This is a genomic window from Mesorhizobium sp. L103C105A0, from assembly GCF_000502215.1.
In the GTDB taxonomy this organism is placed as follows: Bacteria; Pseudomonadota; Alphaproteobacteria; order Rhizobiales; family Rhizobiaceae; genus Mesorhizobium.
Genome location: NZ_AYXF01000001.1, coordinates 160,883 through 184,910, shown reverse-complemented (window position 1 = coordinate 184,910; position 24,028 = coordinate 160,883). Strand labels below are relative to the sequence as shown.

The 24,028-nt window shown below is 62.2% G+C and carries 14 protein-coding genes and 3 pseudogenes; 14 read left to right on the top strand and 3 right to left on the bottom strand.

Features of this window, described 5'->3' with window-relative positions; all coding sequences use genetic code 11:
* Positions 1-6: 6 nt before the first annotated feature.
* Positions 7-1,194 (bottom strand): FkbM family methyltransferase, encoded by a 1,188-nt coding sequence (locus X727_RS1000000165925; protein WP_196814960.1) that lies wholly within the window; start codon positions 1,192-1,194, stop codon positions 7-9.
* Positions 1,195-1,456: 262 nt separating this feature from the next.
* On the opposite strand from X727_RS1000000165925, the gene X727_RS163435 reads away from it, so the two are divergent.
* The 14 genes and pseudogenes from X727_RS163435 to X727_RS163490 all read left to right on the top strand — a co-directional run bounded on the left by X727_RS163435 (position 1,457) and on the right by X727_RS163490 (position 21,477).
* Positions 1,457-2,188: a hypothetical protein gene (locus X727_RS163435; protein ID WP_245274095.1), complete on the top strand. Its 732-nt coding sequence runs from the start codon at positions 1,457-1,459 to the stop codon at positions 2,186-2,188.
* 355 nt (positions 2,189-2,543) lie between these two features.
* Entirely contained in the window at positions 2,544-3,962 is a 1,419-nt protein-coding gene (locus X727_RS163440; protein ID WP_023833428.1) for a hypothetical protein, read from the top strand.
* A gap of 94 nt (positions 3,963-4,056) precedes the next feature.
* A protein-coding gene (locus tag X727_RS1000000165920; protein WP_155923506.1) for an IS5 family transposase occupies positions 4,057-4,814 on the top strand; the annotation gives its coding sequence in 2 pieces (ribosomal slippage) (positions 4,057-4,384 and positions 4,384-4,814; 759 coding nt in all).
* A gap of 310 nt (positions 4,815-5,124) precedes the next feature.
* A pseudogene (locus X727_RS163450) lies at positions 5,125-5,388 on the top strand (iron chelate uptake ABC transporter family permease subunit); the annotation flags it as partial.
* A 23-nt stretch (positions 5,389-5,411) separates the two neighbouring features.
* A pseudogene (locus tag X727_RS163455) lies at positions 5,412-5,653 on the top strand (ATP-binding cassette domain-containing protein); the annotation flags it as partial.
* A gap of 2,267 nt (positions 5,654-7,920) precedes the next feature.
* Positions 7,921-8,550, top strand: a complete 630-nt coding sequence (locus tag X727_RS1000000165910) for a hypothetical protein (protein WP_245274094.1) — start codon at positions 7,921-7,923, stop codon at positions 8,548-8,550.
* 224 nt (positions 8,551-8,774) lie between these two features.
* Positions 8,775-10,772 (top strand): DNA ligase D, encoded by a 1,998-nt coding sequence (gene ligD / locus X727_RS163465; protein WP_023833424.1) that lies wholly within the window; start codon positions 8,775-8,777, stop codon positions 10,770-10,772.
* Between the two features lie 177 nt (positions 10,773-10,949).
* Positions 10,950-11,921 carry a zincin-like metallopeptidase domain-containing protein gene (locus X727_RS163470; protein WP_023833423.1) on the top strand — a complete coding sequence of 324 codons (972 nt, stop codon included), beginning with the start codon at positions 10,950-10,952 and terminating at the stop codon, positions 11,919-11,921.
* Positions 11,918-12,175, top strand: a pseudogene (locus X727_RS1000000168750) (DUF2958 domain-containing protein); the annotation flags it as partial. The gene X727_RS163470 and the pseudogene X727_RS1000000168750, both read left to right, overlap by 4 nt.
* A gap of 214 nt (positions 12,176-12,389) precedes the next feature.
* On the top strand, positions 12,390-14,510 hold the full coding sequence (locus tag X727_RS163475) for a ParB/RepB/Spo0J family partition protein (RefSeq protein WP_023833422.1): 2,121 nt from the start codon (positions 12,390-12,392) through the stop codon (positions 14,508-14,510).
* Positions 14,476-14,676 carry a DUF6117 family protein gene (locus X727_RS1000000169755; protein ID WP_023833421.1) on the top strand — a complete coding sequence of 67 codons (201 nt, stop codon included), beginning with the start codon at positions 14,476-14,478 and terminating at the stop codon, positions 14,674-14,676. Before X727_RS163475 ends, X727_RS1000000169755 begins: the two co-directional genes overlap by 35 nt.
* Before the next feature lie 172 nt (positions 14,677-14,848).
* Positions 14,849-19,177, top strand: a complete 4,329-nt coding sequence (locus X727_RS163480; protein WP_023833420.1) for a strawberry notch family protein — start codon at positions 14,849-14,851, stop codon at positions 19,175-19,177.
* Positions 19,174-20,211 carry a toprim domain-containing protein gene (locus X727_RS163485; protein WP_031203790.1) on the top strand — a complete coding sequence of 346 codons (1,038 nt, stop codon included), beginning with the start codon at positions 19,174-19,176 and terminating at the stop codon, positions 20,209-20,211. The genes X727_RS163480 and X727_RS163485 overlap by 4 nt, the downstream gene beginning before the upstream one ends.
* 345 nt (positions 20,212-20,556) lie before the next feature.
* Positions 20,557-21,477: a DUF2493 domain-containing protein gene (locus tag X727_RS163490; protein ID WP_023833418.1), complete on the top strand. Its 921-nt coding sequence runs from the start codon at positions 20,557-20,559 to the stop codon at positions 21,475-21,477.
* A gap of 162 nt (positions 21,478-21,639) precedes the next feature.
* Here X727_RS163490 and X727_RS163495 read toward each other — a convergent pair whose 3' ends face one another.
* Together X727_RS163495 and X727_RS163500 are read right to left on the bottom strand one after the other, a co-directional pair.
* The gene (locus X727_RS163495) at positions 21,640-22,341 is read right to left on the bottom strand and encodes an IclR family transcriptional regulator (protein WP_023833417.1); all 702 of its coding nucleotides are present in this window, start codon (positions 22,339-22,341) and stop codon (positions 21,640-21,642) included.
* A gap of 196 nt (positions 22,342-22,537) precedes the next feature.
* Entirely contained in the window at positions 22,538-24,010 is a 1,473-nt protein-coding gene (locus X727_RS163500; RefSeq protein ID WP_023833416.1) for an aldehyde dehydrogenase family protein, read from the bottom strand.
* Between the last annotated feature and the right edge of the window lie 18 nt (positions 24,011-24,028).

Here is a 24,028-nt window from a genome sequence, read left to right as displayed (position 1 = left end):
TAAGAATTAAGAATATGGAGCAAGCCCTAATGCGTCGGAGATCGCGGCAAATTTTCGCTTTACCGGCTCCGATGAGGCCATGATCCTTTCACGCCGCTTGGTAAAAACCGCGTCGAACTCAATCGCATCGCCGTCAAAATGCTTTATTTCGTTAAGCTTCCGTAGAGAAAATCCAAAATCATCAAGGAGTGAAACGATATCACAAAGTAATTTTTGACCTATATATATGGGTGTGACGTGTGTTTCCAATTCAACGGCTAGGCAAGACTCCAGAAGGCGACCGAATCCGATAAGTACTTCGTATTCGAAGCCCTGAACATCAATTTTTACCATGTCCGGTGAGGGCGCGCTCTGGGTTCGGAAAAATTCGTCAAATCGAACACATTCGACCTCTTGGGTGCCGATCGTAGTGAAAAGTCGTCCTATGGAATACCGCTGCAACACCTCTGTATTAGGCGCTCTCAGTGATGAGCAGTCCGATGAGGCAGCTATGTGTAATTTTTGAGTGCCAGTGGAATGCGCTAGGGCCTTCTCTATTACTTGAGCGCCAGGGATTCGGCCAAGAGTTTCCCTTATCGCGGCTGCCTCCGACGGTATCGGTTCGAAAACCATCGGCGTAATCCGATCGGCTCTTAGCATCCACTGGATCTGCAGGCCCCCTTGGCCGCCGACATCGACAATCGTGATGCGCTCCTCCGCTGGCACACTAGACAATTCAGCATTTGCGTCAAAGGTCTCAACCAGAACGCTCATGAGGACAAATTGCTCATGTCCTGTACCAGAATAGACGGGCTTGCGGTTGTTGGAGCAGCCAATTGATAGTGTTGGGTGGAGATTCAGAAAATGTATGTCGATATCAAAGACATCCTCAGCGACATGATCAACCGATATACTTATACTTATGCCGTTATCTAGGATAATTCCACTAGGAGATATTTCGGCGACATCAATAGAACCGTAGTGGTGGACGTAGAAATTGGTGGTGCAATTCACGCAAAATTTTACGCGACACTTCACTCTAACAATTCTAAAAAGAAAAGCTGGATCTTGCAATCGCAAGAGGTGCCAGCTATGTCGTTCTGTATCCGAGACGACAAGAAATTCGCCTTCTAGGCGAATAGACATCTCATGCGCCACCTGCCAATTTGAAAAATCATCTCCGCTGTAAGTTTGCGAAAGGATAGCCTCGCCCACTCCTGATGCCCTATCTGCTCCCCGAGCCTTCGCCATTGGTGGATAGCATGGTAGATTAAATCTGGGCGGTCGGACATCAGGAATCGAAGTGCGACGACGAGATTTCGTTACACTCTTGGGAGGCTCGGCGGCCGGCAGCCTGATTTCTGCGTCGTTGACCGATCGGGACGCCCTCGGGGAAAGCTACGCGACCATGGCACCGACTACTGCGTCCCCATCCCTCCTTTCAGCCCCGTTCGAACTCGCCGGCGACTGGGGCCACATGCCTCCGCGCGCGGCAGATCAGGTCATCGAGCGCACGCGGCACGCCTGCCTGGATGGCGTCCGCCTGCTCTCCGATCGCCAGCCGACGCGACTTCGTGTCGACGAGCACACTTCCGGGCAGCCGGCGATCTGGCTGCACCCCGACGGCAGCAGCATGGCGTGGATCATTGTCGACATAGGCGAACGCGACTGGTCAAAGCTCGCCTACCAATTCGGCCATGAGCTCGGCCACGTCATGGCAAACAGCTGGCAGGCGGACGCCAAGCCGGCGCCGCCCTGTCAGTGGCTCGAGGAGGCGTTGGTCGAGGCCTTCTCGCTGCGCGGTCTCGGTCGCTTGGCAAAGGACTGGAAAGAGAATCCGCCATTTGCCGGCGACAACGCGTTCGGCGATGCCATCGCGGCGTATCGCGACAACATCGCCCGCGGCTACGCGGCGCTCGCCGACAGCCAGGGGCTGAGCCGCGACGCCGCTGCCTGGTTCGGCGACCATCGAGGCGAGATCGAAATACCCGGCCTCAATCCGTTTGCTCAAGCAATGTCCCGAACCATCCTGACTGAGTACGAGGCGGCGCCCGACTGCATCGAGGCGCTGGGCGCAATCAACCGATGGCCCGGCCGCACAGGTGTACCGATCGCCGAGTATCTGAAGCGATGGGAGGCGAGTTGCGCCGAACTGCAAGCCTCGCCCCGACTGCCGGTCCGGCTGCGCGAACTGCTGCACATCGCTTGATCGGTAAGGGGGTGACGAACAAACCAGCCATCTCTGATCTTCGGAACTGCACCGAAGGAGGCAATTGCGAGCGTTGACGCGCACGAGACAGCATCCTTCCGCGAAGCCTTGCACGGGCCGCGGCAGACCAATGGCGGCCGTTGAGGCTTCCTTGATCGTCTCCCGAAGACGTTCGACTTGGCGGCATGATCACCGGATTGATCCGAAGCAGGCACTCCCCCTTTGCGAGCGTACTGCTTTAGAATGATCTAATATAGTCGATTGCATGGCAGTCGTCGTTCGCGGAGCGGTATATGGTGTGTAATCGTTGGTTGCCAAACCATTAATTCAAAGTGGTGCGCCGGGAGAGCTTGTCATGAAACTATCGAACCTGATCAAACGTTACGACAATGTGGAAAGAGCCACCGAGGAACTCGAGACAGAGCTAGTCGAGGCTTTGAACATCTCCCTGAGCCTTGACGAGGTGTCACGATCAGACGACGGCAGTGCCTCGAAAGACAGCCTCGCAATAGGGACCGATGCCCTGCAACCCGAGGGCACTCCCAATGAAACCCCTCGCCAGCTAACTTCGCATACGCAGAGCCGGCTGGCTGCTTTGAGCTCATTTGAGATGCTCTTTCAGGATGCGGATGGCCATTTGGAGGATGTCAAAGCCAAGCTAATGGAGGTTGCAACTTTGCACCACTACACACGCGAATTTTTTCAGATCCTTCAAGCGGACTTCTTTCGTGCCAACGAACTGGAAGTGGCAAATGCCAACCTGACGAGAGAACACATGGTCCTGTCCGAACAGCTGCACGATGCGATGAGGAAGCAACGTGAGCACGACAGCGCGTTCGGAGCCATACAGCAGCGCGAAGTATGCTTGGTCCAGGACAGGGACGCTCTTCGTAGTGCGCTCGCCGCCGTAAGGCTGGAACTTGTAGAAGCGGCCAATACCATCGCAATAAGGGAGGCGGACTTCGGCGAGGCGGCCAAAGCTCTTTCGGCCAGAACAGCCGAGGCCGATAGACGGGCGCGCGAAAACGATACCTTGCGAGAAAAGCATGTCAGACTCTCGATCGACCTCGACAAGGCGCAAAAGCGGGAAGCTGAGGCGAGGCGGAGGCTTGATGAGCTGTCGACGATCCACGCCAACGATGCGGTGCGGCATTCCGAACTGCTGGCTGCGCTCGGCAAGAGCGAGAAGGACGAAACGCGGTTGCAGAAGTCGCTTGAGATCGCGCAGGCGAAACTGTCGGAAATGGCAGAGGCCGCACGCATCATGGAAGATGACACGGGAGCCGAACGTGCACGCAGTCTCGCAGAGATGCGAGGTTTGCGATCTGAAATTCAAAGTCTTCAATTGCGACTGGATGCGGCAACGAACGAGGCAAGCGTAGCATCCAGTGAAATCGCCAGGCTGACGGCTCAATGGAGCGATACCATGGCCGAAAAGCAGGTTGCGGATGAAAGGTATTCTGATCTCTTGAAAGAGAGCGAAGCCCACATGACGAACCTTTCGAAGCTGACTGCGGACCTCTCGCACATCTCGGCGCAATACGCCTCCGAGCAGATGCAGCACGAAGTCCAGAGGCAGGAATGCGAAGATTTGCGGGCAGAAATTGTTGCGCTTGGTACGCGGGTCAAGGAGTTGCTGCCCTATGAGCGTTTGCACAAAGTAACGAGCGCAAGGGAGCGTGAGGGCGTTGTTGGTGTTGGCAGCATGGCAGTGGAACCAACCCGCTCCACAACCAGACGACGTTCCCGCCCGAGCTTGCGTGCAGCGTCGTAGGGAGCGACGGCGGTACTGATGCTAGGGTCCGGACCCATAAACCGCTTTCATTGATGCGGCTGCCGTGATTCAAGGTCACCGACTGGAGGCTTCGATGGATCGGGACTATTTCTGGCTGACGGGCGAACAATTCTCGAAGCTCAAGCCGCATCTTCCAACTGACACGCGGGGCAAGGCTCGCGTGGATGATCGGCGGGTTATCAGCGGTATCATCCACGTCATCAAGAGCGGTGGACGCTGGGTGGACGCACCTGCCGCCTACGGTCCGAGGAAGACGCTCTACAATCGCTTCCATCGCTGGGCTAACAAGGGCATCTGGACCGGCATATTCCAAGCCTTGGCCAGTGCTGGTGGGCCACCGGCACAACTGCTTATCGATTCCTCGGCTGTTCGTGCCCATCGCAGTGCGGCGGGCGGAAAAAGGGGGAACTCAACCAGGCAATTGGCAGATCACGCGGCGGGCGCACCACCAAGATCCACGCCCTGACTGATGGAATGTGCAGGCCAGTCGCCTTCCTTTTGACCGGCGGCAACGTTGCCGACTGCAAGGCGGGCGAGGTGCTGATCGATCAGATGCCGACGACAACCCTGCTGAACGCCGACAAAGGCTACGACAGCGACGCAATTCGTCGCCAGGTCAAGCAGCGCGGCGCTTTCGCCAATATTCCACCGAAGGCAAACAGGAAGTGGAAGAACTGCTTCTCGCCCTACCTCTACCGCGACCGCAACGCCATCGAGCGCATGTTCTGCAGGCTTAAGGACTTCCGCCGCATCGCCACCCGATATGATCGATTGGCTACCAACTTCCTCGCTGCGGTCTGCATCGCAGCGACAATCAGCTATTGGCTCTAACGCCGAACCCGAACTACTTGCAAAATTGTGGGATCATAGGCAAACAGTAGTCTGGCGTGATGTCGACGCTCAGTGCGGAAGGACAGGTCGCTCCTGTAGGGCCCGCAGCGGCATTTCGGGCTTAGATAGTCGGGGTAACCCGTTTCGGTGCGAATCCGAACCCGGTCAGGGTCGCCCCCTGATCGCCTCATAACAATTCAAGCACAATGTTGCCGAGACTGACGACAGCGCTGCAGCGCTCGCACCACAATTATGAGTCTTGGCCCTAGTGGTCACAAAGTGATCCTTTTGGGCGCACCATCCAGCGCCCGGCGCCTCTGTCGCAGTCAGCGGAGGCATCGGTTTCGTCGGCATCGTCGTGCCGCATCTGCTGGGGCTGCTGATCGGCCCGGGCAATCGCTATCTCTTGCCGGCATCGGCGCTGCTTGGCGCCTGCATGCTGCTGATCGCCGATGCCGTTGCCCGATTGGTCGTGGCGCCGGCCGAATTGCCGATCGGCATCGTCACCGCGATCGCCGGCGCGCCGTTCTTCCTCTGGATTCTGCTGCGCCAGCGCGGCGTAATCGACTTGTGAGATTTGAAACCTATGAGGCCGTCATGATCGAAGCACGCGATGTCTCGGTGGCGATGGGCGGCAAACGCATCGTCGCTAATGTCGATTTCGTCGCGAGGCCGGGCCAAATTGCCGCCATCGCCGGACCGAACGGCTCGGGCAAGACGACCTTTTTGAAGGCGTTGTCGGGCGATCTGGCGTCTACGGGGACAGTGGCCAACGACCGCGACCTCTCGCGATGAAGCCAGTGGAGGCCGCGACCGTGCGTGCCGTGCTGGCGCAGGCATGGTCCGATCCTGATTGAACCGTATTCGATGTGAATCCCTCTTTTGTTCCCATGGCAGGCCGTTTGCACGCGCAGTAATAGTTGATTCAACCGCTGCTGGTATAACGTGGGATGTGGGTGGCGGCTCCGATAGTTCGGCGGGCGCTGAGTGCCGAAGCCGCCTGCGCAGTGGGGTCCGACCGCGCCGTCCTATTCTGGGACAGCGCGGTCAACGTTTCGTTAAAAATGTTATGAGGTAATTAAGTGCGTGCTAATTGAATCGCCGTTCGCGATTCGGTGCATGCATGCTTGTCCCAGCAGTTGGTTTCGCTGCGCTGGGTTGGTGGTCCTTTGAAAACTGATCCATTTCAGCGCTAACAAAGTGACACCGCTCTTGCATAGATATTTGCCGGCTGACCCCGGTCCTGATCCGATCATTGATCCAGGTCAGGCTCGCCGGGCTCGAGGTGGTCGGGGTATCGCCCGGCGAGCTGTCTACCAAGCGCGGAACGATCTGGCCGCGGGGACGGCCCGGCTTTCTTTGGGGGTAGAGAGCAGCGGGCCTAACCGGCTGGGGACTGGGGACATGGCCGGCGGCCAAGTTATATATGCTGATGCTAATATGAACGCACCACACCTTTATGGACTAAGCGAAGGTGGAGCATGCTCGACGAGTCGGTGGCGACCTGTTGTGAGCGTGTTTGAAGCGCCTCACTGCTCAACGGTGTTTCACCACAAAAGCCAAGACCAAGGCGCTGGCCTGGGCGAAAAAGATCGGCGACAGGTGAGGGTCGACGAGATCACCCCGAAGCGCTAATCGCCATTCTGGGCGGAAAAGTCTGGGGCCGGCGCCCTCCTTTTGAACCTGAACAAACCAGAAGGGCGCCGAGCCTTTTTACCAGACAGCGCTTTGAGGGAAGCGGCGCCGAGTAGCAGGAGTGTATCTCTCTCGTTGGAGTTGTTGGAACACAGCCTTTTGGACGATGGCCCGCAGCGAACGCTCGAGAACCGGCGCCAGCTGGGGTCTGCTGGGCTGTGCGGCGCCGGCCAAGCAGACATCTGGTCCGCCGCAGCTGAAGTCATGACCTATTCGGTCGATCGGCGTTATGGCGTGATCACCTAGGAGGCCCCGCGCGCAAGCTGGCTGCCGCCGGGATCGATTGACGACTTGGGATGGAGAGCGGTCAGCGGGAACGCGCGCCCGCAGGACCCTCCGAGTGAATTCGAGGACGACCGACTACACGCTGAGTTCGGAGCCCCTGGACTAACATCGAGGCTGGCCTAATCCACCTGTTGGATGAACTCGTGGGTGCTGAGTGTCTGAATGGTTTGTCGTCGGTGAGTAGACAGCGCCGCCATTGACTAAGCGATGCTCTTTCGTTCTCGGCCTATCTGTCGGCCACTCTTGGCGTCGAAGCCGACCATATTCTGGTATTCAACGACGGTATTCCTGTCCGCTGGTGCCACAGCATCTGTAGCGTCCAAGTTCCTGCGTCATTTGTCGTCCTATTCGGCCAGTCGCCGCGATCCCCAGGGCAGCATCGCCGATCATGTGCAAACGCAAGCCTCGGCCCGGCTACCCAATAACAGTGGGGAGATCGTTGCTTGCAAAGACAGCATCATCGGACGTGTGAGGCACCTGCGCCGCGAGGAAGGCTTGCGTCATTCCTCTGCAAGATTTCAGGGAGGCNGGGAGGCGCTTGCCGCCCAAGGGTGGCGCGATTTAAGACGGTCAACCTTCCCCGGCGATTTGACGACGCTGCGTGGCCGGCTTGTCGGGCATCATCGGCCGCCTTTAGATGAGACACCGCCGTCTCGACGGGTAGGCTCGGCGGTGTTCGGTTTTTCTTCGGTTCTCTTCGTCCAAAGCGTGTGGAAAAGCGCGAATGAAAACAAGAAATATCCAACCTGGAATATGATCAAAATCAGCAAGGTCCATGCAAGCGACTTCCAGAACGAACCCGTTGCTAGGTAAATCCATAACGCCACCACGGTCGACGTGGCAAACATCCCGACCAAGAATCGCGGAAAAAACATTTACGTTCAATGCCGCCCCATAATTGGACCGACCGGTCTCTCGTCTACTCCCAGGGGCATTTAAGGTTTCACTAAATTAGTCATTGCGCAAGCGCCATGCTGAGTTAATGAGTCCTGCGCCAATCTGGATGACGCCGGCCAGCACGGGCCAATAGTGAACAAAAAGAGAACGAAGAGTCCAGCATGCCCTTGACGAGGGAGAAATATGTTCCTTATTTCTGCGTGATCTGGAGCAGCAAAGCGACCATGGCTTGGCGTCAATCGCCGTGGATGGCGAAGCAACGGCAAAAACCGCGGAAGACAATTTTTGGGTCGAGGTCTGGGATCGCGAGGAGCAGGTTTTGTCCGAAACCATTTCGCGTTCTCCCGATGCAACTGTGAGTCAGGTGGCCTGGCAGGCTGCCATCCGGCGCCGGCCGGGCATGTTGCTGATCCACTACAACAGTCGGCATGTGATGGAGAAAATCCTGACACCAGGCGAGGTCAAGATCCCCCCGCAGGCTATCATCGATGGCAGCGTTCACGCCGGCCTCGATGTGGCGCTCGGCGATCTTCGCGAGTGGCATGTGTTGCGAGCCTGGTGCAGATCTTGTTCGCACCATGCAACGGTAAACCTGCCGGGCTCATCGAGCGCTATGGAAAACGCGCTTTGTTCGGTTCGGTCGAGCGAGGGCTTTTCTGCACCAGTTGCAGGGGAGGGCCTGTCAGACTGGAAATTCACAAGCTGCCACGCAATTGAGAGCCGAATAGGTGCAAGATCAGATCGATTTCTTCCAGGCCAACTCGGCGCTGGCATTATTCAAATCCATCGCATCGTCGCCGATCAGCGGCCGGACTGTCGAGAATGCGGGCAATCTCAGCCGGTCGGCTTCGGCGCATAACATTGCGGACCACCGCGGACGGGGACAGTCGGCCCCGCGTCCCGTCCTGCGGCCCGCGCTATGCTGACGCTCCTACGGCTGTCCCGTTCACCGCCCGCGGCGGGGGCGAATTTCCTTCGTCCTGCGCGCGACAATTGTCCGCTGTTGCGGACGCAAGCAGGACTGCGGCTTATACGCCTTTCTTCCTTTGAGCGCCGACGGTCGCCGGCGCGGGATGCTTGGGCATGGAACCGAATCCAAGGCAGGGTATTGAATCGGACTATGTATCCGAGTTCCGCATGTCGGCTGTAGACGGCACCCTCAGTAAAAGGCGCACACGGCCCAGAGACTCAGAATCTGTCCCTACAAATCGGCTCCCGCGGTTTCGACCCTTCCAGCTATGCACGCTGACAGACCACATACCGGTCGGCGGGGATTGGCTTTTCGAGATGAAGTTCGACGGCTATCGTGCCCAAATCGCCATCTCCGGCTCGAATGTCGTCGTTTATACGCGCAATGGCCACGACTGGACCCGACAGTTCAAGGTGATCTTGCCGCCGCTTCAGAGACTGACCAAAGGCGCGGTGCTGATCGATGGAGAGATCGTCGCTATCGACAGCCAGGGCCGCACGAACTTCTCCATGCTGAAAACCGGCATCGCCGCGGGTATGCCGCTCAAGTTCTACGCCTTCGATCTGCTTGAGTTCGATGGCGAAGATCTGTCGAACCAGCCGCTCCTCGAACGCAAGGCGCGACTTGAGTCCCTGCTGGGCACGCGCCGCCCTGACGACAGTCTGCAATTCTCCAGCCACATCGTCGACCAGGGCAAAAGGGTGTTCGACGCCATGTGCGAGGGCGGCCACGAAGGCGTCATCGCCAAGCGCGCCGACAGCACCTACGTCGGCGACCGCACCTGGAGTTGGCTCAAGATCAAGTGCACGAAACGGCAGGAGTTCGTCGTCGGCGGTTATCGCCCAAGTGACACGGGACGGGGCATGGCCTCGCTGATCCTCGGCACTTACGATCATGGCAAGCTCATCTATCGCGGCCGCGTCGGCACGGGGTTCACCGAGGCGGAGCGCAAGGACATCCTCGCGAAGCTCGAGAAACGCCGTCTTGAGAAATCGGCTTTCGCGTCCGTCCCGAGAGACATTGCCCGACGTGCCAAATGGGTGAAGCCCGAACTTGTTGCCGAGGTTACCTATGCCGAAGTGACACCGGACGGCAGTTTGCGGCATCCAAGCTTTGAGGGCATGCGCGAAGACAAGCGAGCCGACCAGGTGGTGATGGAAATGCCGAAGACGCCGGCAACTCCTGGCTCCGCCAACCTCGATCCGGGAATTGGCAAGGAGATCGCCGCTGCTGTCGGCGTCAAGCTGACGCATCCGGACAAGATCATGTATCCGGCGACCAAGGTGACCAAGGCCACGCTCGCCGCCTACTACGCCGCGGTCGCCGAGAAGATGCTGCCGCACATCCAGGATCGGCCGCTGTCGCTGGTGCGCGATACCGATGGCGACCTGCAGCAGACCTTCTTTCAGAAGCACAGACTGCCAGGCCTGCCCAAGGCCATCCATGACGGCCAGTTGGAGAAGATGTCCGGTAAGGAAAGCCGCATCTTGTGGGTCGATGACCTGGCTGGGCTGATCGCGGGCGTCCAGATGAACGTGCTCGAATTCCACATCTGGGGAAGCCGTCGCCAGCAGCCGGATCTGCCGCACCGGATGATCTTCGACATCGACCCCGACGAGGGCTTGGGCTTTGCTGCCGTCAAGCAGGCAGCCCTCGACATTCGGAGCATTCTGGAAGCGCTTGGACTGCAGTCGTGGCCGTTGCTGTCCGGCGGCAAGGGCGTTCATGTGGTCGTCCCGCTCCTCCCGGAGGCAGACTGGGACGAGGTCAAGAGCTTCTGTCAGGACTTCGCCGAACTGCTGGCCCGTACAGATCCGTCGCGCTTCGTCGCCAATATGAGCAAGGCGAAGCGCAAGGGCCGAATGTTTCTCGATTACCTGCGCAATGGCCAGGGCTCCACTGCAATCTGCCCCTGGTCGACTCGGGCACGCGCGGGGGCGTCGTGCGCGGTGCCTGTCAGCTGGGATGAGTTGCCCACCTGCGAAAGCGCCAACGGTTTCGATGTTTTAGCCGCCGCCGCGCGGGCTCAGTTGCCCGAAGCCTGGGAAGGTTATTTCGACGTCGCACAAACGCTTACCGACCGCATTCGGCACGCAGTCCGGCGGCAATAACCCATACTAAATGGTCAGCGACACTAGCTGATTGGCGCGGACCGCCCTTGCCCCAAGTTCGGGAGCGTTCCCCTTCGAGGCCCCGGCAACGCCTCTAGAGTGAGAGTACGGACCGGTTTGCCGTGACGGGTTGAGGGCTGGAGGAGAGGCCTCCGGCGCCCGTCGCGGAGAAACGCGATGTCCAGACATTACGCTCGCGCCGGCGCCAACCGGACAAGCCTCTATGATGATATCACCAACAAGATCATCGCCGAGCTGGAAGCTGGGCGCTTTCCCTGGGTGCAGCCCTGGGGCACGGCGGCGGCACAAGCACCCCTCGCCATGCCGGCCAATGCCGCCTCTGGCCGCGCCTATTCGGGGATCAACGTGCTGATCCTGTGGGGTGCGGTCGTTGAGCATGGCTTTCCCGTCCAGGGCTGGCTGACTTTCCGCCAGGCGCTATCGCTGGGCGGCCATGTCCGCAAGGGCGAACACGGGACCACCGTCGTCTATTCTGACCGCTTCATCCCTGACGACGAGAAGAAACGCGCGCGGGAGACCGGCGAGGCAGCCCAGGCGATACCGTTTCTGAAGCGCTTCACCGTGTTCAACGTTGCGCAATGCGAAAATCTGCCCGACGACCTGGCGGTGTTTCCGCCCGCACCAGAGCCCGGACTGATCGAACCGGCCGTCGAGGCACTGATCAAGGCGACAGGGATCGATTTCCGCATCGGCGGCAATAGCGCCTATTATGTGCCGGCGCATGACTACGTGCAGGTGCCGCCTCCGCAGGCGTATTTCGAGACCATCGACTGGCACCGCACCGCCCTGCACGAGCTTGGCCATGCGACCGGCCATGCCTCCCGCGTCGGCCGTGACCTCGGCGGCGCGTTCGGCACAAAGCGATATGCTTTCGAGGAACTGGTCGCCGAAATGAACGCAGCCTTCTGCTGCGCCTCGCTAGGTATTGTGCCGACCATGCGCCACGCCGATTACCTGGCCTCCTGGCTCGATGTCCTGCGCGAAGACAACCGCGCCATCGTGCGTGCCGCCTCCCAGGCCAGCAGGGCAGCCGACTGGTTGCTCGCCTTCCTTCCGCAACCTGACAACGGAACCAGGGCAGGGCCCGCCAACGTCGATGAGGTCGAAATCGAGAAGAGGGCGGCATGATCGTTCTCACCGAGGAACTGCGCGTGCCTGCTCGCCAATAGCCGCGATCGCGACGCCGAACGCGTACCGGTGGTGAAGCTCCTTCAAATCAACTCGGCGAAGGAATTTGGCGCGCAACCGCGCTCGAGATGACGTCGATCCGGCTGCCTTTCGGCATCGGCATCGAGCGGGACATGCTCTTTGGCACCGACCTGCCGATTTCCGTCTGGGCAGAGGCCGTCCGCCGGGGCGGAAACCATCGCGACGCCGAACGCAACTCGACCATGGCGGCCAATCCGGCCGAGACGGCGAGTGAGGTCTCAGCTTGTAATCCGCAAGCCGCAGATTGCCAAAGTCGTGTCTGCGGCGCTGTCCCACCTCTGGATCTTCGGTGCGGCGCAGTCCTCAGAGTGAGAGGGCTGCGCCCGCCTTTTTTGACGGGTTTGGAGGTCGAGAGAGTCTCGGTCGCCCCGTTGCGGAGATAATCCCATGGCTACGCCCAAGCAGAAGATCACCCTCAACGCTTCACGTGACATCCCCTTCAACAAGCTGATGCTGAGCCAGTCCAATGTCCGGCGCATCAAGCGCGGGGAAACCATAGAGGACCTCGCCGCGTCGATCGCACGGCGCGGCCTGCTCCAGAGCCTCAACGTCCGGCCAGTATTGGACGGCGAGGGTAACGAGACCGGCATGTTCGAGGTGCCGGCTGGCGGGCGCCGCTATCGCGCGCTGGAACTGCTGGTCAAGCAGAAGCGCATGATCAAGACCGAGCCAGTTCCCTGCGTCGTCAGCGACGCCCACAGCGCGGTCCCGATCGAGGAGGACTCGCTGGCCGAGAATTTTCAGCGCGAAGACCTCCACCCGCTCGACATGTTTCGGGCCTTCCAGACCCTGCACGACCAGGGCGCGAGCCATGAGGAGATTGCCGCACGCTTCTTCGTCTCCGCAACATTCGTGCAGCAGCGCCTCAGGCTGGCCAGGGTTTCGGCCAAGCTGCAGGAGATTTACGAGCAGGATCGCATGAAGCTCGAGCAGCTCATGGCCTTCACCGTGACCGACGATCACACGCGTCAGGAGCAGGTCTGGGAGGCGCTGGAAAACTCCTGGTCGAAGGAGCCGCAGCAGATCCGGCGCCTTTTGACGGAGACCACGGTGCGGGCAAGCGACCGTCGTGCGCTTTTCGTCGGTGTCGACGCGTATGTCGCTGCCGGCGGCATGGTGCTGCGCGACCTGTTCGAGGCCGACAATGGTGGCTGGCTGCAGGACCCCGCTCTGCTCGACCGCTTGGTCCGCGACAAGCTGAAGTCGATCGCCGACGAGATCGCGGCGGAGGGCTGGAAGTGGATCGTGGTCGATGTCGATCTGCCTTATGGCCATAATCGCGGTCTGCGGGCACTGGCCGGCACCCCCGCCGATCTGACCGACGCGGAGCGGGCGGAGCGCGAAGCCCTGCGGGCGGAGTACGATCGGCTGGAAACCGAGTATGGCGAATCCGACGAACTACCCGACGCGGTCGATCAACGTCTCGGCGAGATCGAGTCTGTGCTGGAGGCATTCGAGAACCGCCCGATGAACTACGATCCCGCCGATATCGGCCGCGCCGGTGCCTTCATCAGCATCGACCGTGACGGCGATCTCGTCGTCGATCGGGGCCATGTGCGCCCCGAGGACGAAGCGATGCAGGCGATCGACGGCGACTCTGCCGAGCCAGGTTGCGCCGCCGAGAACGAAGACAGCAGACACAATCCTTCGGCCCGCGCCATTATCACCATCGGCGCGCAGGCGTCTGAGGCTGAGGAGGATGACGGCGACACCATCAAGCCGCTACCCGAGCGCCTGGTCATCGAACTTACTGCCCATCGCACGTTGGCGCTGCGCAATGCAGTGGCCGAGAACCAGCATGTGGCCATCACGGGGCTCTTGCACAGGCTCGTCCTCGACACCTTCGGTCAGCGTTCCGCCATCGGCTGCGTCGAGGCCTCCGTCCGACATGTCCACTTGCCGTGGCAGGACGTCGGTCTCAAGGACAGCCCTGCGGCCAAGGCCGTCGATGAGCGCCATGAGGCATGGAAGAGCGTCATTCCACTGGATGACGACGAAACCCTATGGGCGTGGCTCGACGGACTCGATGAAGCAAGCCGGCAGACGCTGCTGGCGCATTGCGTCAGCTATGGGATCAACGCCCTGTTCGAACGACCCAATCCCTACGGCAGCGGCGTTTCCCAGCATGGACTCGATCAGCGCCTGCGTGAAGCCGATCGGTTGTCCCGTGCCACCGGGCTTGACATGGTAGATGCCGGCTGGCGGCCGACGGTGGATAACTATCTCGGTCGCGTCACCAAGTCCCGCATTCTCGAAGCCGTGCGCGAAGGCGCCGGCGACCAGGCCGCCCAGCTTATCGACCATCTCAAGAAGGCCGACATGGCCAAAGAGGCCGAGCGCCTCCTGGCCGATAGTGGCTGGCTACCCGAACCGCTCCGCCCTAGCGGCAATGACGCCGCCCAGCCGAATGCGAGCGAGGAAGCTGACCTCCCCGAATTCCTGGCCGGTGATGACGAGGACGGCTCGGCCGCCGATGACACTGCCGCACAAGCGGCAGCCGCCGAATAGCACCGTTGGCGGAGTGGCGCGGGTAGCTCGGCCCTTTCTTCTTCACTATGAGTTCACGCCGTTCGATCATCTTGCCGAGGGCAATCCCTATGATGCCTACCTGCCGCCCGATCCCGACAGCGCCAATGGTTTCCTACAGAAGTCGGAGCCTGACGGCGGAACATGATCGAGATCGGTTGATACCGGCAAGCGCTCCACCTCACGGCCGGGCGCTTGTTTCATGTTGGCTTCGGCGCGGTCCGAGAGGGAGAGGCGAGCCGGGATGGGTTTGAATCCGCGCGGTCCAGGGAGAGCGCCGCACGGGTCGATCCTGTCCCCGCTCTCCCGAGGTTCACACCATGTACATGATCTCGCCCGCTGCGACGGTTCCCGCAGTCGCGCCGCTCCCGCTCCCCCAAACCGGTGCAGCCGGCGCTATCTTCGCCGCCGCCGGCCTGCTGCTTCCCCATATCGAGCGCGGCGACTGCATCGACGCGCCAAAGCTGCGCTCGGCGATGGAAGCCGCATTCGGCGCCTCCGACGCCGCCGGCGCCTGGGACTGGAAGCAGGCCTACGATGCCTGCGAGGCCGCGACGGTCCTTTTCCTCCGCAAGTACGGAAAGGCGCTCTTCCGCAAAGCCGAATCTCCGGCTTCACGGCTGTCCGCTTTGTCGAAGATCGCAGGGCTCATGCCGACGCATACGCGCCGGTCCGAAGAAGCACAGACCTTCCAGCAGTTCTCGACGCCGATTCCGCTCGGCCTGGTCGCCGCAACGGCCGCCGCCATCACGCCCGGCGACCGTGTGCTGGAGCCTTCCGCCGGCACCGGGCTGCTCGCCATCCTGGCCGAGATAGCCGGCGCCTCGCTCATCCTCAACGAGCTTGCCGAGACGCGCGCGGCACTTCTCTCGTGTCTCTTTCCGGGCGTCTCCGCCAGCCGCTTCGACGCCGCCCAGATCGACGACCATCTCGATCCCGGCGCCGTGCCGAGCGTGGTGCTGATGAACCCGCCCTTTTCGGTCATGGCTAATGTCGAGGGCCGCATGGCCGACGCGGCCTGGCGGCACATCGCCTCGGCGCTGTCGCGCCTTGCGCCCGGCGGGCGGCTGGTGACGATCACCGGTGCGAGCTTCGCGGCCGACAGTCCGGCCTGGACCCCGGCCTTCACTCGCCTGCAGGAACGTGGCCGCGTCGTCTTCTCCGCCGCCATCGACGGCTCGGCCTACGCCAAGCATGGCACGACCTTTCCGACACGCCTCACCGTCATCGACAAGCTGCCGGCGAACGATCCCACCGTTTTCCCGGATGCTCCCGGCATCGCTCCGGATGCGGGAACGCTCCTCACGTGGATTGAGGAGCGCCTTCCCGCGCGGCCGCCGGTCGTGATGGCCGCCGTTTCGAGCGCGGCATCGGCGGTCGCCGCTCCCCGCACCGTGCACGGCTATCTCAAACGCTCGGCGAGAACCACGCTACGCATGTCGATCGCCGAACCGGAAGCCATCGACCTCGCTTATGAGGCTGTCGACTGGCAGGCGGCCGAGGGGGGTCAGATCAGCGACGCCATCTATGAGGCCTACGGGCTGCAGGCGATCCGCATCCCTGGCTCTCGGGCTCACCCCACCCAGCTCGTTCAATCGGCGGCCATGGCCTCGGTGGCGCCACCCAAGCCGAGCTACCGGCCGCGCCTGCCGAAGAACGTCCTTGACCTGCTCTCGTACGCGCAGCTCGAGACCGTCATCTATGCCGGCGAGGCTCATGCCGAGTATCTCGCCGACGCCTGGACGTTCGACGATACCTTTGACGTGGTTAGCGCCGCGGCCCATGACACCGCGGGTGCCGTGCGCTTCCGGCAAGGCTTCATGATCGGCGACGGTACGGGGGTAGGCAAGGGCCGCGAATCCGCCGCCGTAATCCTCGACAATTGGATGCAGGGCCGTCGTAAGGCGGTCTGGATCTCCAAGTCCGACAAGCTGATCGAGGATGCGCAGCGCGACTGGTCGGCGCTCGGCATGGAGCGCTTGCTGGTCACCCCGCTCTCCCGCTTCCCGCAAGGCAGGCCGGTCACGCTGGCGGAAGGCATCCTATTCACCACCTATGCCACGCTACGCTCAGACGATCGCGGCGAGAAGGTTTCGCGGGTCAAACAAATCGTCGAATGGTTGGGTCCGGATTTCGATGGGGTCATCATTTTCGACGAGGCGCACGCCATGCAAAACGCCGGTGGCGGCAAGGGCGAACGCGGCGACGCCGCTCCCTCCCAGCAGGGCCGTGCCGGCCTGCGGCTGCAGCACGCCCTGCCGAATGCCCGCATCGTCTATGTGTCGGCGACTGGCGCCACCACCGTGCACAATCTCGCCTATGCCCAGCGGCTCGGCCTCTGGGGCGGCGAGCATTTTCCATTCTCGACCCGCGCCGAGTTCGTCGAGGCGATCGAGGCCGGCGGCGTGGCGGCGATGGAAGTGCTGGCACGCGACCTCAGGGCACTCGGCCTCTATACGGCCCGCTCGCTCTCTTTCAATGGCGTCGAATACGAACTGCTCGAGCATGAGCTGACGCCCGAACAGGTCCGCATCTATGACGCGTACGCTGGGGCCTTCGGCGTCATCCACAACAATCTCGATGCGGCGATGCAGGCGGCCAACATCACTGGCAGCACCGGCACGCTCAATGCCCAGGCCAAGTCGGCCGCGCGCAGCGCTTTTGAAAGCGCCAAGCAGCGCTTCTTCGGTCATTTGTTGACCAGCATGAAGACGCCGACCCTGATCCGCTCCATCACCCGCGATCTGGAGGAGGGCCATGCGGCCGTTGTCCAGATCGTCTCGACGGGCGAGGCGCTCATGGAACGGCGGCTGGCCGAGCTGCCGACTGAGGAATGGAACGACGTCCGAGTCGACATCACGCCGCGCGAATACGTCCTCGACTATCTCGCCCATTCCTTCCCGGTGCAGCTCTATGAGCCCTTCACCGACTCCGAAGGCAATCTGTCGTCGCGCCCGGTCTACCGCGATGGCCAGCCCGTCGAGAGCCGCGAGGCGGTCGCTCGGCGCGACGAGCTGATTGCCAAACTCGCCAGTCTACCGCCCGTGCCCGGCGCGCTCGACCAGATCGTGCAACATTTCCGCGCGGACCTCGTGGCCGAGGTCACTGGCCGCTCGCGCCGCATCGTGCGCAAGGGCGACCGCTTGGTCGTCGAGAACCGAGCAGCGTCGGCAAATCTGGCCGAGGCGCAGTCCTTCATGGACGATCAGAAGCGCGTTCTGGTGTTTTCCGACGCCGGCGGGACGGGTCGTTCCTACCATGCCGAACTCTCGGCCCGGAACAGGCGCCTGCGCGTCCACTACCTGCTCGAGGCCGGCTGGAAGGCGGATACCGCGATCCAGGGCCTGGGCCGCACGCATCGCACCAATCAGGCGCAACCGCCGCTCTTCCGGCCAATCTCGACCAATGTGAAGGCCGAGAAGCGCTTCCTCTCGACGATCGCGCGCCGCCTCGACACGCTCGGCGCGATCACTCGGGGTCAGCGGCAGACGGGCGGCCAGGGCCTGTTCCGGCCCGAGGACAACCTTGAAAGCCACTATGCCCGCGATGCCTTGCGGCAGCTCTATCTCCTGATCGTGCGTGGCAAGGTCGAGGGCTGCTCCCTCGAGCGCTTCGAGGCGGCAACGGGCCTCAAGCTTATGGATGCGAACGGCATCAAGTACGAGCTGCCGCCGATCACCACCTTCCTCAACCGCTTGCTGGCGCTCACCATCGATTTGCAGGGCGTGCTGTTCGGCGCCTTCGAACAGTTGCTCGCTGCGCGGATCGAGGGCGCCATCGCCTCCGGCACCTATGATGCCAGCCTAGAGACCCTGCGGGCCGAGAGCTTTGTCGTCACCGATCGGCAGGTCATCTACACCCATCCGCGCACCGGGGCCGAAACCCGCCTGCTGACGATCACCGAACGCAAGCGCAATGGGCCGATCACGCTCGATGCGGCGCTCCATCATCTCGGCGACCCGCGCGCCATGCTGCTCGTCAACGCGCAGTCGGGCCGCGCGGCGGTGCAAATCCCGACCACCAGCGTCATGCTGGACGACGGCGAGATCGAGCGGCGCGTCCGTCTGATCAGGCCGATGGAAGGCCAGAACATGCCGCTCAAGGCTATGGGCGAGACCCGCTGGATCGAGGCCGACCGTGAAGCTTTCGCCGCAGCATGGACTGCGGAGGTCGCCGAGGTTCCCGAGTTCGCCGATGCCGTGCTGCACATGGTGACGGGCCTGTTGTTGCCGATATGGAAGCGTCTGCCAACCGAGTCGACTCGAGTCTATCGGCTCCAGACCGACGAGGGCGAGCGCATCATCGGCCGCCGCGTCTCCCCGGCTTGGGCCGCCAACGCCATGCCGACGGGCGTGGCATCGCTATCGCCCGCGCAGGCGTTTGCGGCTCTGATGGACGGCTCGACCATCCTCGATCTTGCCGAGGATCTCCAGCTTCGCCGCAGCCGCGTCATGGGCGCATGGCGCATCGAATTGTCCGGCTTCACCGACATGATGCGCGAACGCCTCACAGCCTACGGTCTCTTCCACGAGATCATTTCGTGGAAGCTCAGGATGTTCGTGCCGATAGACGTCAACGGGCTCGCCGTGCTGGAGCGCGTGCTCGACCGCTTCCCAATCGAGCGGGTCATCGAGCGGGAGGCTGCATGATTCCGCGTCACGCTGCATCCAACCTCGCAAACCGCCTCGGCGAATATGCCGAAGCGGTGTGCCGCCACTACCTCTCCAATGGCCGTCGCCAGGGCAACTATTGGACCGTCGGCGACGTCCGCAATGCGCCGGGCCGCTCGATGTTCGTGCGCCTGCAGCCATCCCCGAAGGGACCGCCAGGCAAATGGACCGACGCCGCTACCGGCGAGCATGGCGACCTGCTCGATGTCATCCGCGAATCCCTCGGACTGGTCAACTTCCGTGACGTCGCTGACGAGGCGCGCGTGTTTCTCGCTATGCCAGATGCCATGCCACCCCGACCGGCCGCGTCGATCCCGCGGGTCCCCATTGGATCTCCGGAAGCGGCTCGCCGACTGGTCGCCATGGCGAAGCCGATTATCGGCACCCTCGTGGAAACGTACTTGCGTGGACGTGCCATTACGACTCTGTATGGCACCGGATCGCTGCGGTTCCATCCGCGCTGCTACTACCGGCCCGACGATCATGGACCGACCGAGACCTGGCCGGCGATGATTGCCGCCGTTACCGATCTGGATGGGCATCTGACCGGCGCGCATCGCACCTGGCTCACACCGGACGGCACGGGCAAGGCACTCGTCGACACACCGCGTCGGGCAATGGGTGACCTTCTGGGTCACGCCGTCCGCTTCGGCGTACCTGGCAGCGTTATGGCGGCAGGCGAAGGCATCGAGACGACGCTATCGCTCAGATGCGCCTTGCCCGACATGGCGATGGCGGCAGCACTCTCGGCAGCCCATCTTGCCGCCATCCTGTTCCCGGCGAACCTGCAGCGGCTCTATGTCATCCGCGACAACGATCCGGCCGGTGACGGTGCCCGAGACAGCCTGCTCGAGCGCGCGACGGACGCCGGAATCGAGGCAATCGTGCTGTCGCCGGAGACGGAGGACTTCAACGAAGATCTCCGCCATTTCGGACTTGCCGCCTTCCGGGCCTCGATTGCGGACCAGCTCATACGCAAAGATCGTATCCGCTATCTGACACAGGCGGCATGAGCCGTGAGGGGAAGCGTGCGGCGGCGCACGGTGCCGGCAGCGTCGCATGGATGCAGGGCCGCCGGCAGAGAACCGCGACCCGGCCTTCGAGATGGCGATCGGGCCCACGAACTGGCCGGCCAGGCAATGGCGGCGGCCGACTATTTTCCGGCGGCGCGCGACTACTCGCACATAGCAGCGATTGGTCGCGACGCCTTTCCATCGCGAGGCAAAATAGCCGGCCGCCGCCATCCTCCGCTGCGCTCCGGCCCTCCGCTTCGCTTCGGGTGTCGGGCCAACCCGCCCGTGGGCTCTCGTCGCCATGAAGGCCGCGAGAGCCGCGGTCAAACCGACGGGAGCATCCCCATGAGCGAGCACGACGACATTGAACCGCACCACGCCGCTTCTCCGACCGATCACATCCTGACCGAACTCCAGCTCTATGGCTGGCGCCCATTTGCGGACGAGCCCGATCCGCGACCGCTCCCCGGTGGCGACCACGTGGCCGGAGCCGTGGCCGACATCTTTGACGCCCTCATCGGCACCCTGGCCGACACGCGCCTCGAACCCGACCTTGATGACCTGCTCTGGTCCCTCACCAATGTCTTCCACCGAGCTGCACAACGGATCGAGCGGCAACTGGACGACAATGAGCAGGCCCAGCGCCGCCTGCAGCGCGAACAGGATGGCAGCGAGATCAAGGCGGTTGAACTCGAGACACTCACCGCCCAGGGCCAGACCATGATCGAACGGCGCGATGCCTTCGAGTTGATGCGTGACCAGGCCGCCGACCACTACGATCAGTACACCGGCTCGGCCTGGCGACCGCGCACGGGATCGATGATCAACCACCACCATCTCACCGCCGCAATGATCGATAGCCGCGACTTCCTCGCGGCCAGGCGGCGCGCGGAAGCCGACGTCATGTTGCCCGCTGGCTCCAAGATCGCCTTCTCCGGCGGCGATACCGCCGATCACGAGCTAATCTGGGCAAAGCTCGACCAAATCCGTGCCAAGCACCCCGACATGGTGTTGATGCACGGCGGATCACCGAAAGGCGCTGAAAAGATCGCCGCCCGCTGGGCCGATCATCGCAAGGTGCCGCAGGTCGCCTTCAAGCCCGACTGGAGCAAACATGCCAAGGCCGCTCCCTTTAGGCGCAACGACCAGATGTTGGCGGTCATGCCGATCGGCGTCATCATCTTCCCAGGAACCGGCATTCAGGAGAACCTTGCGGACAAGGCCCGCAAGCTCGGCATTCCGGTCTATCGATTAGGCAGCTCGTGAGCGCCGGTGCAAGTACGTCTTTCACGACGCGAACGGCAGGTTTGCGCCCAATGCCGGCCATTCCCACCGGTGCTTGCGAATTCCCGTAAGCGGTCAAAGGATGCCTGCCCGAACGGTCGTGTTCGAGTAGTTGAACGCGGTTCAACGGTGTAGCTGCGGGACCTACAAGTGGCTGGTAACATTGGCGGCTAGTTCAAGAAGCTTTGGCGTCAGGGCCGGTAGCGTGTCGGCCCTGGTGCTCGGCACCAATATGCCTAGGCTGGCGTTGCAGCGGCCGTCCGGCTCGATCAGCGGGGCCGCGACGCCATGCACCCCCATCTGGAGTTCGTCATGCGAAATCGCGTAGCCGTCGCGCCGGGTCTGCTCGATACGTTCCAGGGCGACAACGGGATCGGCGGCTTTCTTGACGATGCGGGCAATCGTTTTCTGGTCCTGGAAGGCGAGCATCGCCCAACCGCTGGCGCCAAGGTGGAGCGGATGGCGCGATCCCGGAACGTGCTGCACACGAACGAGATGCCTGTTGCCCAGCGCTTGCTCGGTCACCACTGCCTCGTCCTTGTTGAGGAAATGCAGCACCACAGTTTCGCCAACGGCATTTGCCAATGTGCCCATCAGGGGCCGGGCTATGGCTGAAATGTCGCGGTCGAGCTGGCGGACCAACTCGTTGACCGCGCTGCCCAGCATGTAGCCGTCATGGCCGCGGCGGACGTAAGCCCGCTGCTCAAGCGTGACGAGTAGCCGATAGGCCACGGTCCGGTTGATGTCGCAGCCACGCGCGACGTCTGCCGCGCTGACGGGACCCTTCTTCGCGACGGCTTCGAGGACTGTGAGCATCTGGTCGCCGGTCAGCGATATCTCAGCCAAGGGGGGTACTCCAATCGTCCGGGGCAAATCATGTGTCCGTCACGTCCATCGTCGCGCCACGGCGCTGAGCCGCGATCGCTTGCAACAGACTCATGGATTATCGGACTACGATCGTCCGATAATCGAGACTAGTCTGAACCTCGAAAGCCTTCAATATGCCACTCGTCGCGCTCACTCGCGGCGGTGGCGCGCCGCCTCATGAAATGACCGACACCGTTTTCTCGACCGTATTGGCGAGAACGCCGGACCAACCGAGCTCCGACCCAAGCCCGCTGGTCTTAACGCCAAGCCAAGGCAGGGCCGGGTGCGGCGGACCCCAGGCGTTGACCCAGACCGAGCCCGTTTTGAGCTGCCGCGCAAACCGGTTGGCGGTAGCAAGGTCTCGCGTCCAGACGACCGAGGTCAGGCCGTAATCCGTCTGATTGGCGAGCTGCAGGGCCTCTTCATTGTCGCGGAAGCGGATGATGGTCCCAACCGGCCCGAATATCTCCTCGCGCGCGATGGTCAGGTCGTTGTCGCCGGCAAACAGAGTGGGCGCGTAGAAAGAGCCGGGACGGTCAATGCGGCTGCCGCCGGTCAGCAGGCGGGCGCCTTCGGCCTTGCCCTTCCTCACATACCCATCGACCCGTTCGAGTTGCCTTTCGCTGACAAGTGATCCCATCTGCGTGTCCGGCGCGAAAGGATCGCCGACGACGACGCTCTGCGCCGCCGCGACCAGTCGCTCGGTCACTTCGTCGGCGATCGCCTCGTGGACAAGCACACGGCTCCCAGATGCGCAGGTCTGCCCCTGATTGGCGAACATCGAGATCGACGCGCCTGGGATGACACGATCGAGATCGGCGTCACGGCACACGATCTGGGGCGACTTGCCGCCGAGTTCGAGCGTGACTTTTTTCAGGGCTTCCGAGGCGATTGCGGCGATCCGCCGGCCGACGCCGGGGCTGCCTGTGAAGGAGATCTTGTCTATGCCGGGATGCCGCACCAGCGCGTCGCCGGCGACCGCACCGCTGCCGGTCACCAGATTGACGACACCAGCCGGGAAGCCCGCCTCTTCGATCAATTCGACCAGCCGGATGGTGCTCAGCGAAGCATCCTCGGCCGGCTTGATGACCACGGTGTTGCCGGCGGCGAGCGCCGGCCCCAGCTTCCACGACGCGATCATCGTCGGCGCATTCCAGGGCGTGATCGCGCCGACCACACCGATCGGCTGGCGCAGCGTGTAGGAATGGCGTTGCCGGCCATCGAAGTCAGGCAGGTCGAAGGTGCTGCCGCCGATCTTGTCGGCCCAGCCGGCGAAATGACGGAAGGTGTCGGCGGCGAGTGGGATCTCAAACATGAACGGCTCGAAATAGGGACGCCCGATGTCGATGGCTTCCAAATAAGCGAGGTTCTCGCGGTTGGCCTCGACAAGGTCGGCCAGCCGCCACAGCAATCTGCCGCGATCGGCTCCCGACAGCCGAGACCACGCGCCTGTCTCGAACTGCGTGCGCGCCGCGACCACGGCGGCGGATACGTCAACCGACGTGGCCATGCTCAGGGCTCCGAGCGGCTGGCCGTTGCCGGGATTGATGATGGGGTGAACCGCGCCATCCGCCGCCGCCCGCCACCGTCCACCGATATGGAGTTCGGTACGCGGCAACCGCCTCGCCGTTTCACTTAGTCCGCTCATGCGCTTCCTCCCGGCAAC

Bases quoted from the DNA above. Each gene is read 5' to 3' on its own strand.
- X727_RS163490 (WP_023833418.1), top strand. From the start codon at position 20,557: ATGAGCGAGCACGACGACATTGAACCGCACCACGCCGCTTCTCCGACC.
- X727_RS163440 (WP_023833428.1), top strand. From the start codon at position 2,544: ATGAAACTATCGAACCTGATCAAACGTTACGACAATGTGGAAAGAGCC.
- X727_RS163485 (WP_031203790.1), top strand. From the start codon at position 19,174: ATGATTCCGCGTCACGCTGCATCCAACCTCGCAAACCGCCTCGGCGAA.
- X727_RS163500 (WP_023833416.1), bottom strand. From the start codon at position 24,010: ATGAGCGGACTAAGTGAAACGGCGAGGCGGTTGCCGCGTACCGAACTC.
- ligD (WP_023833424.1), top strand. From the start codon at position 8,775: ATGGAACCGAATCCAAGGCAGGGTATTGAATCGGACTATGTATCCGAG.
- X727_RS163470 (WP_023833423.1), top strand. From the start codon at position 10,950: ATGTCCAGACATTACGCTCGCGCCGGCGCCAACCGGACAAGCCTCTAT.
- X727_RS163475 (WP_023833422.1), top strand. From the start codon at position 12,390: ATGGCTACGCCCAAGCAGAAGATCACCCTCAACGCTTCACGTGACATC.
- X727_RS1000000169755 (WP_023833421.1), top strand. From the start codon at position 14,476: ATGACACTGCCGCACAAGCGGCAGCCGCCGAATAGCACCGTTGGCGGA.
- X727_RS163435 (WP_245274095.1), top strand. From the start codon at position 1,457: ATGCCTCCGCGCGCGGCAGATCAGGTCATCGAGCGCACGCGGCACGCC.
- X727_RS163480 (WP_023833420.1), top strand. From the start codon at position 14,849: ATGTACATGATCTCGCCCGCTGCGACGGTTCCCGCAGTCGCGCCGCTC.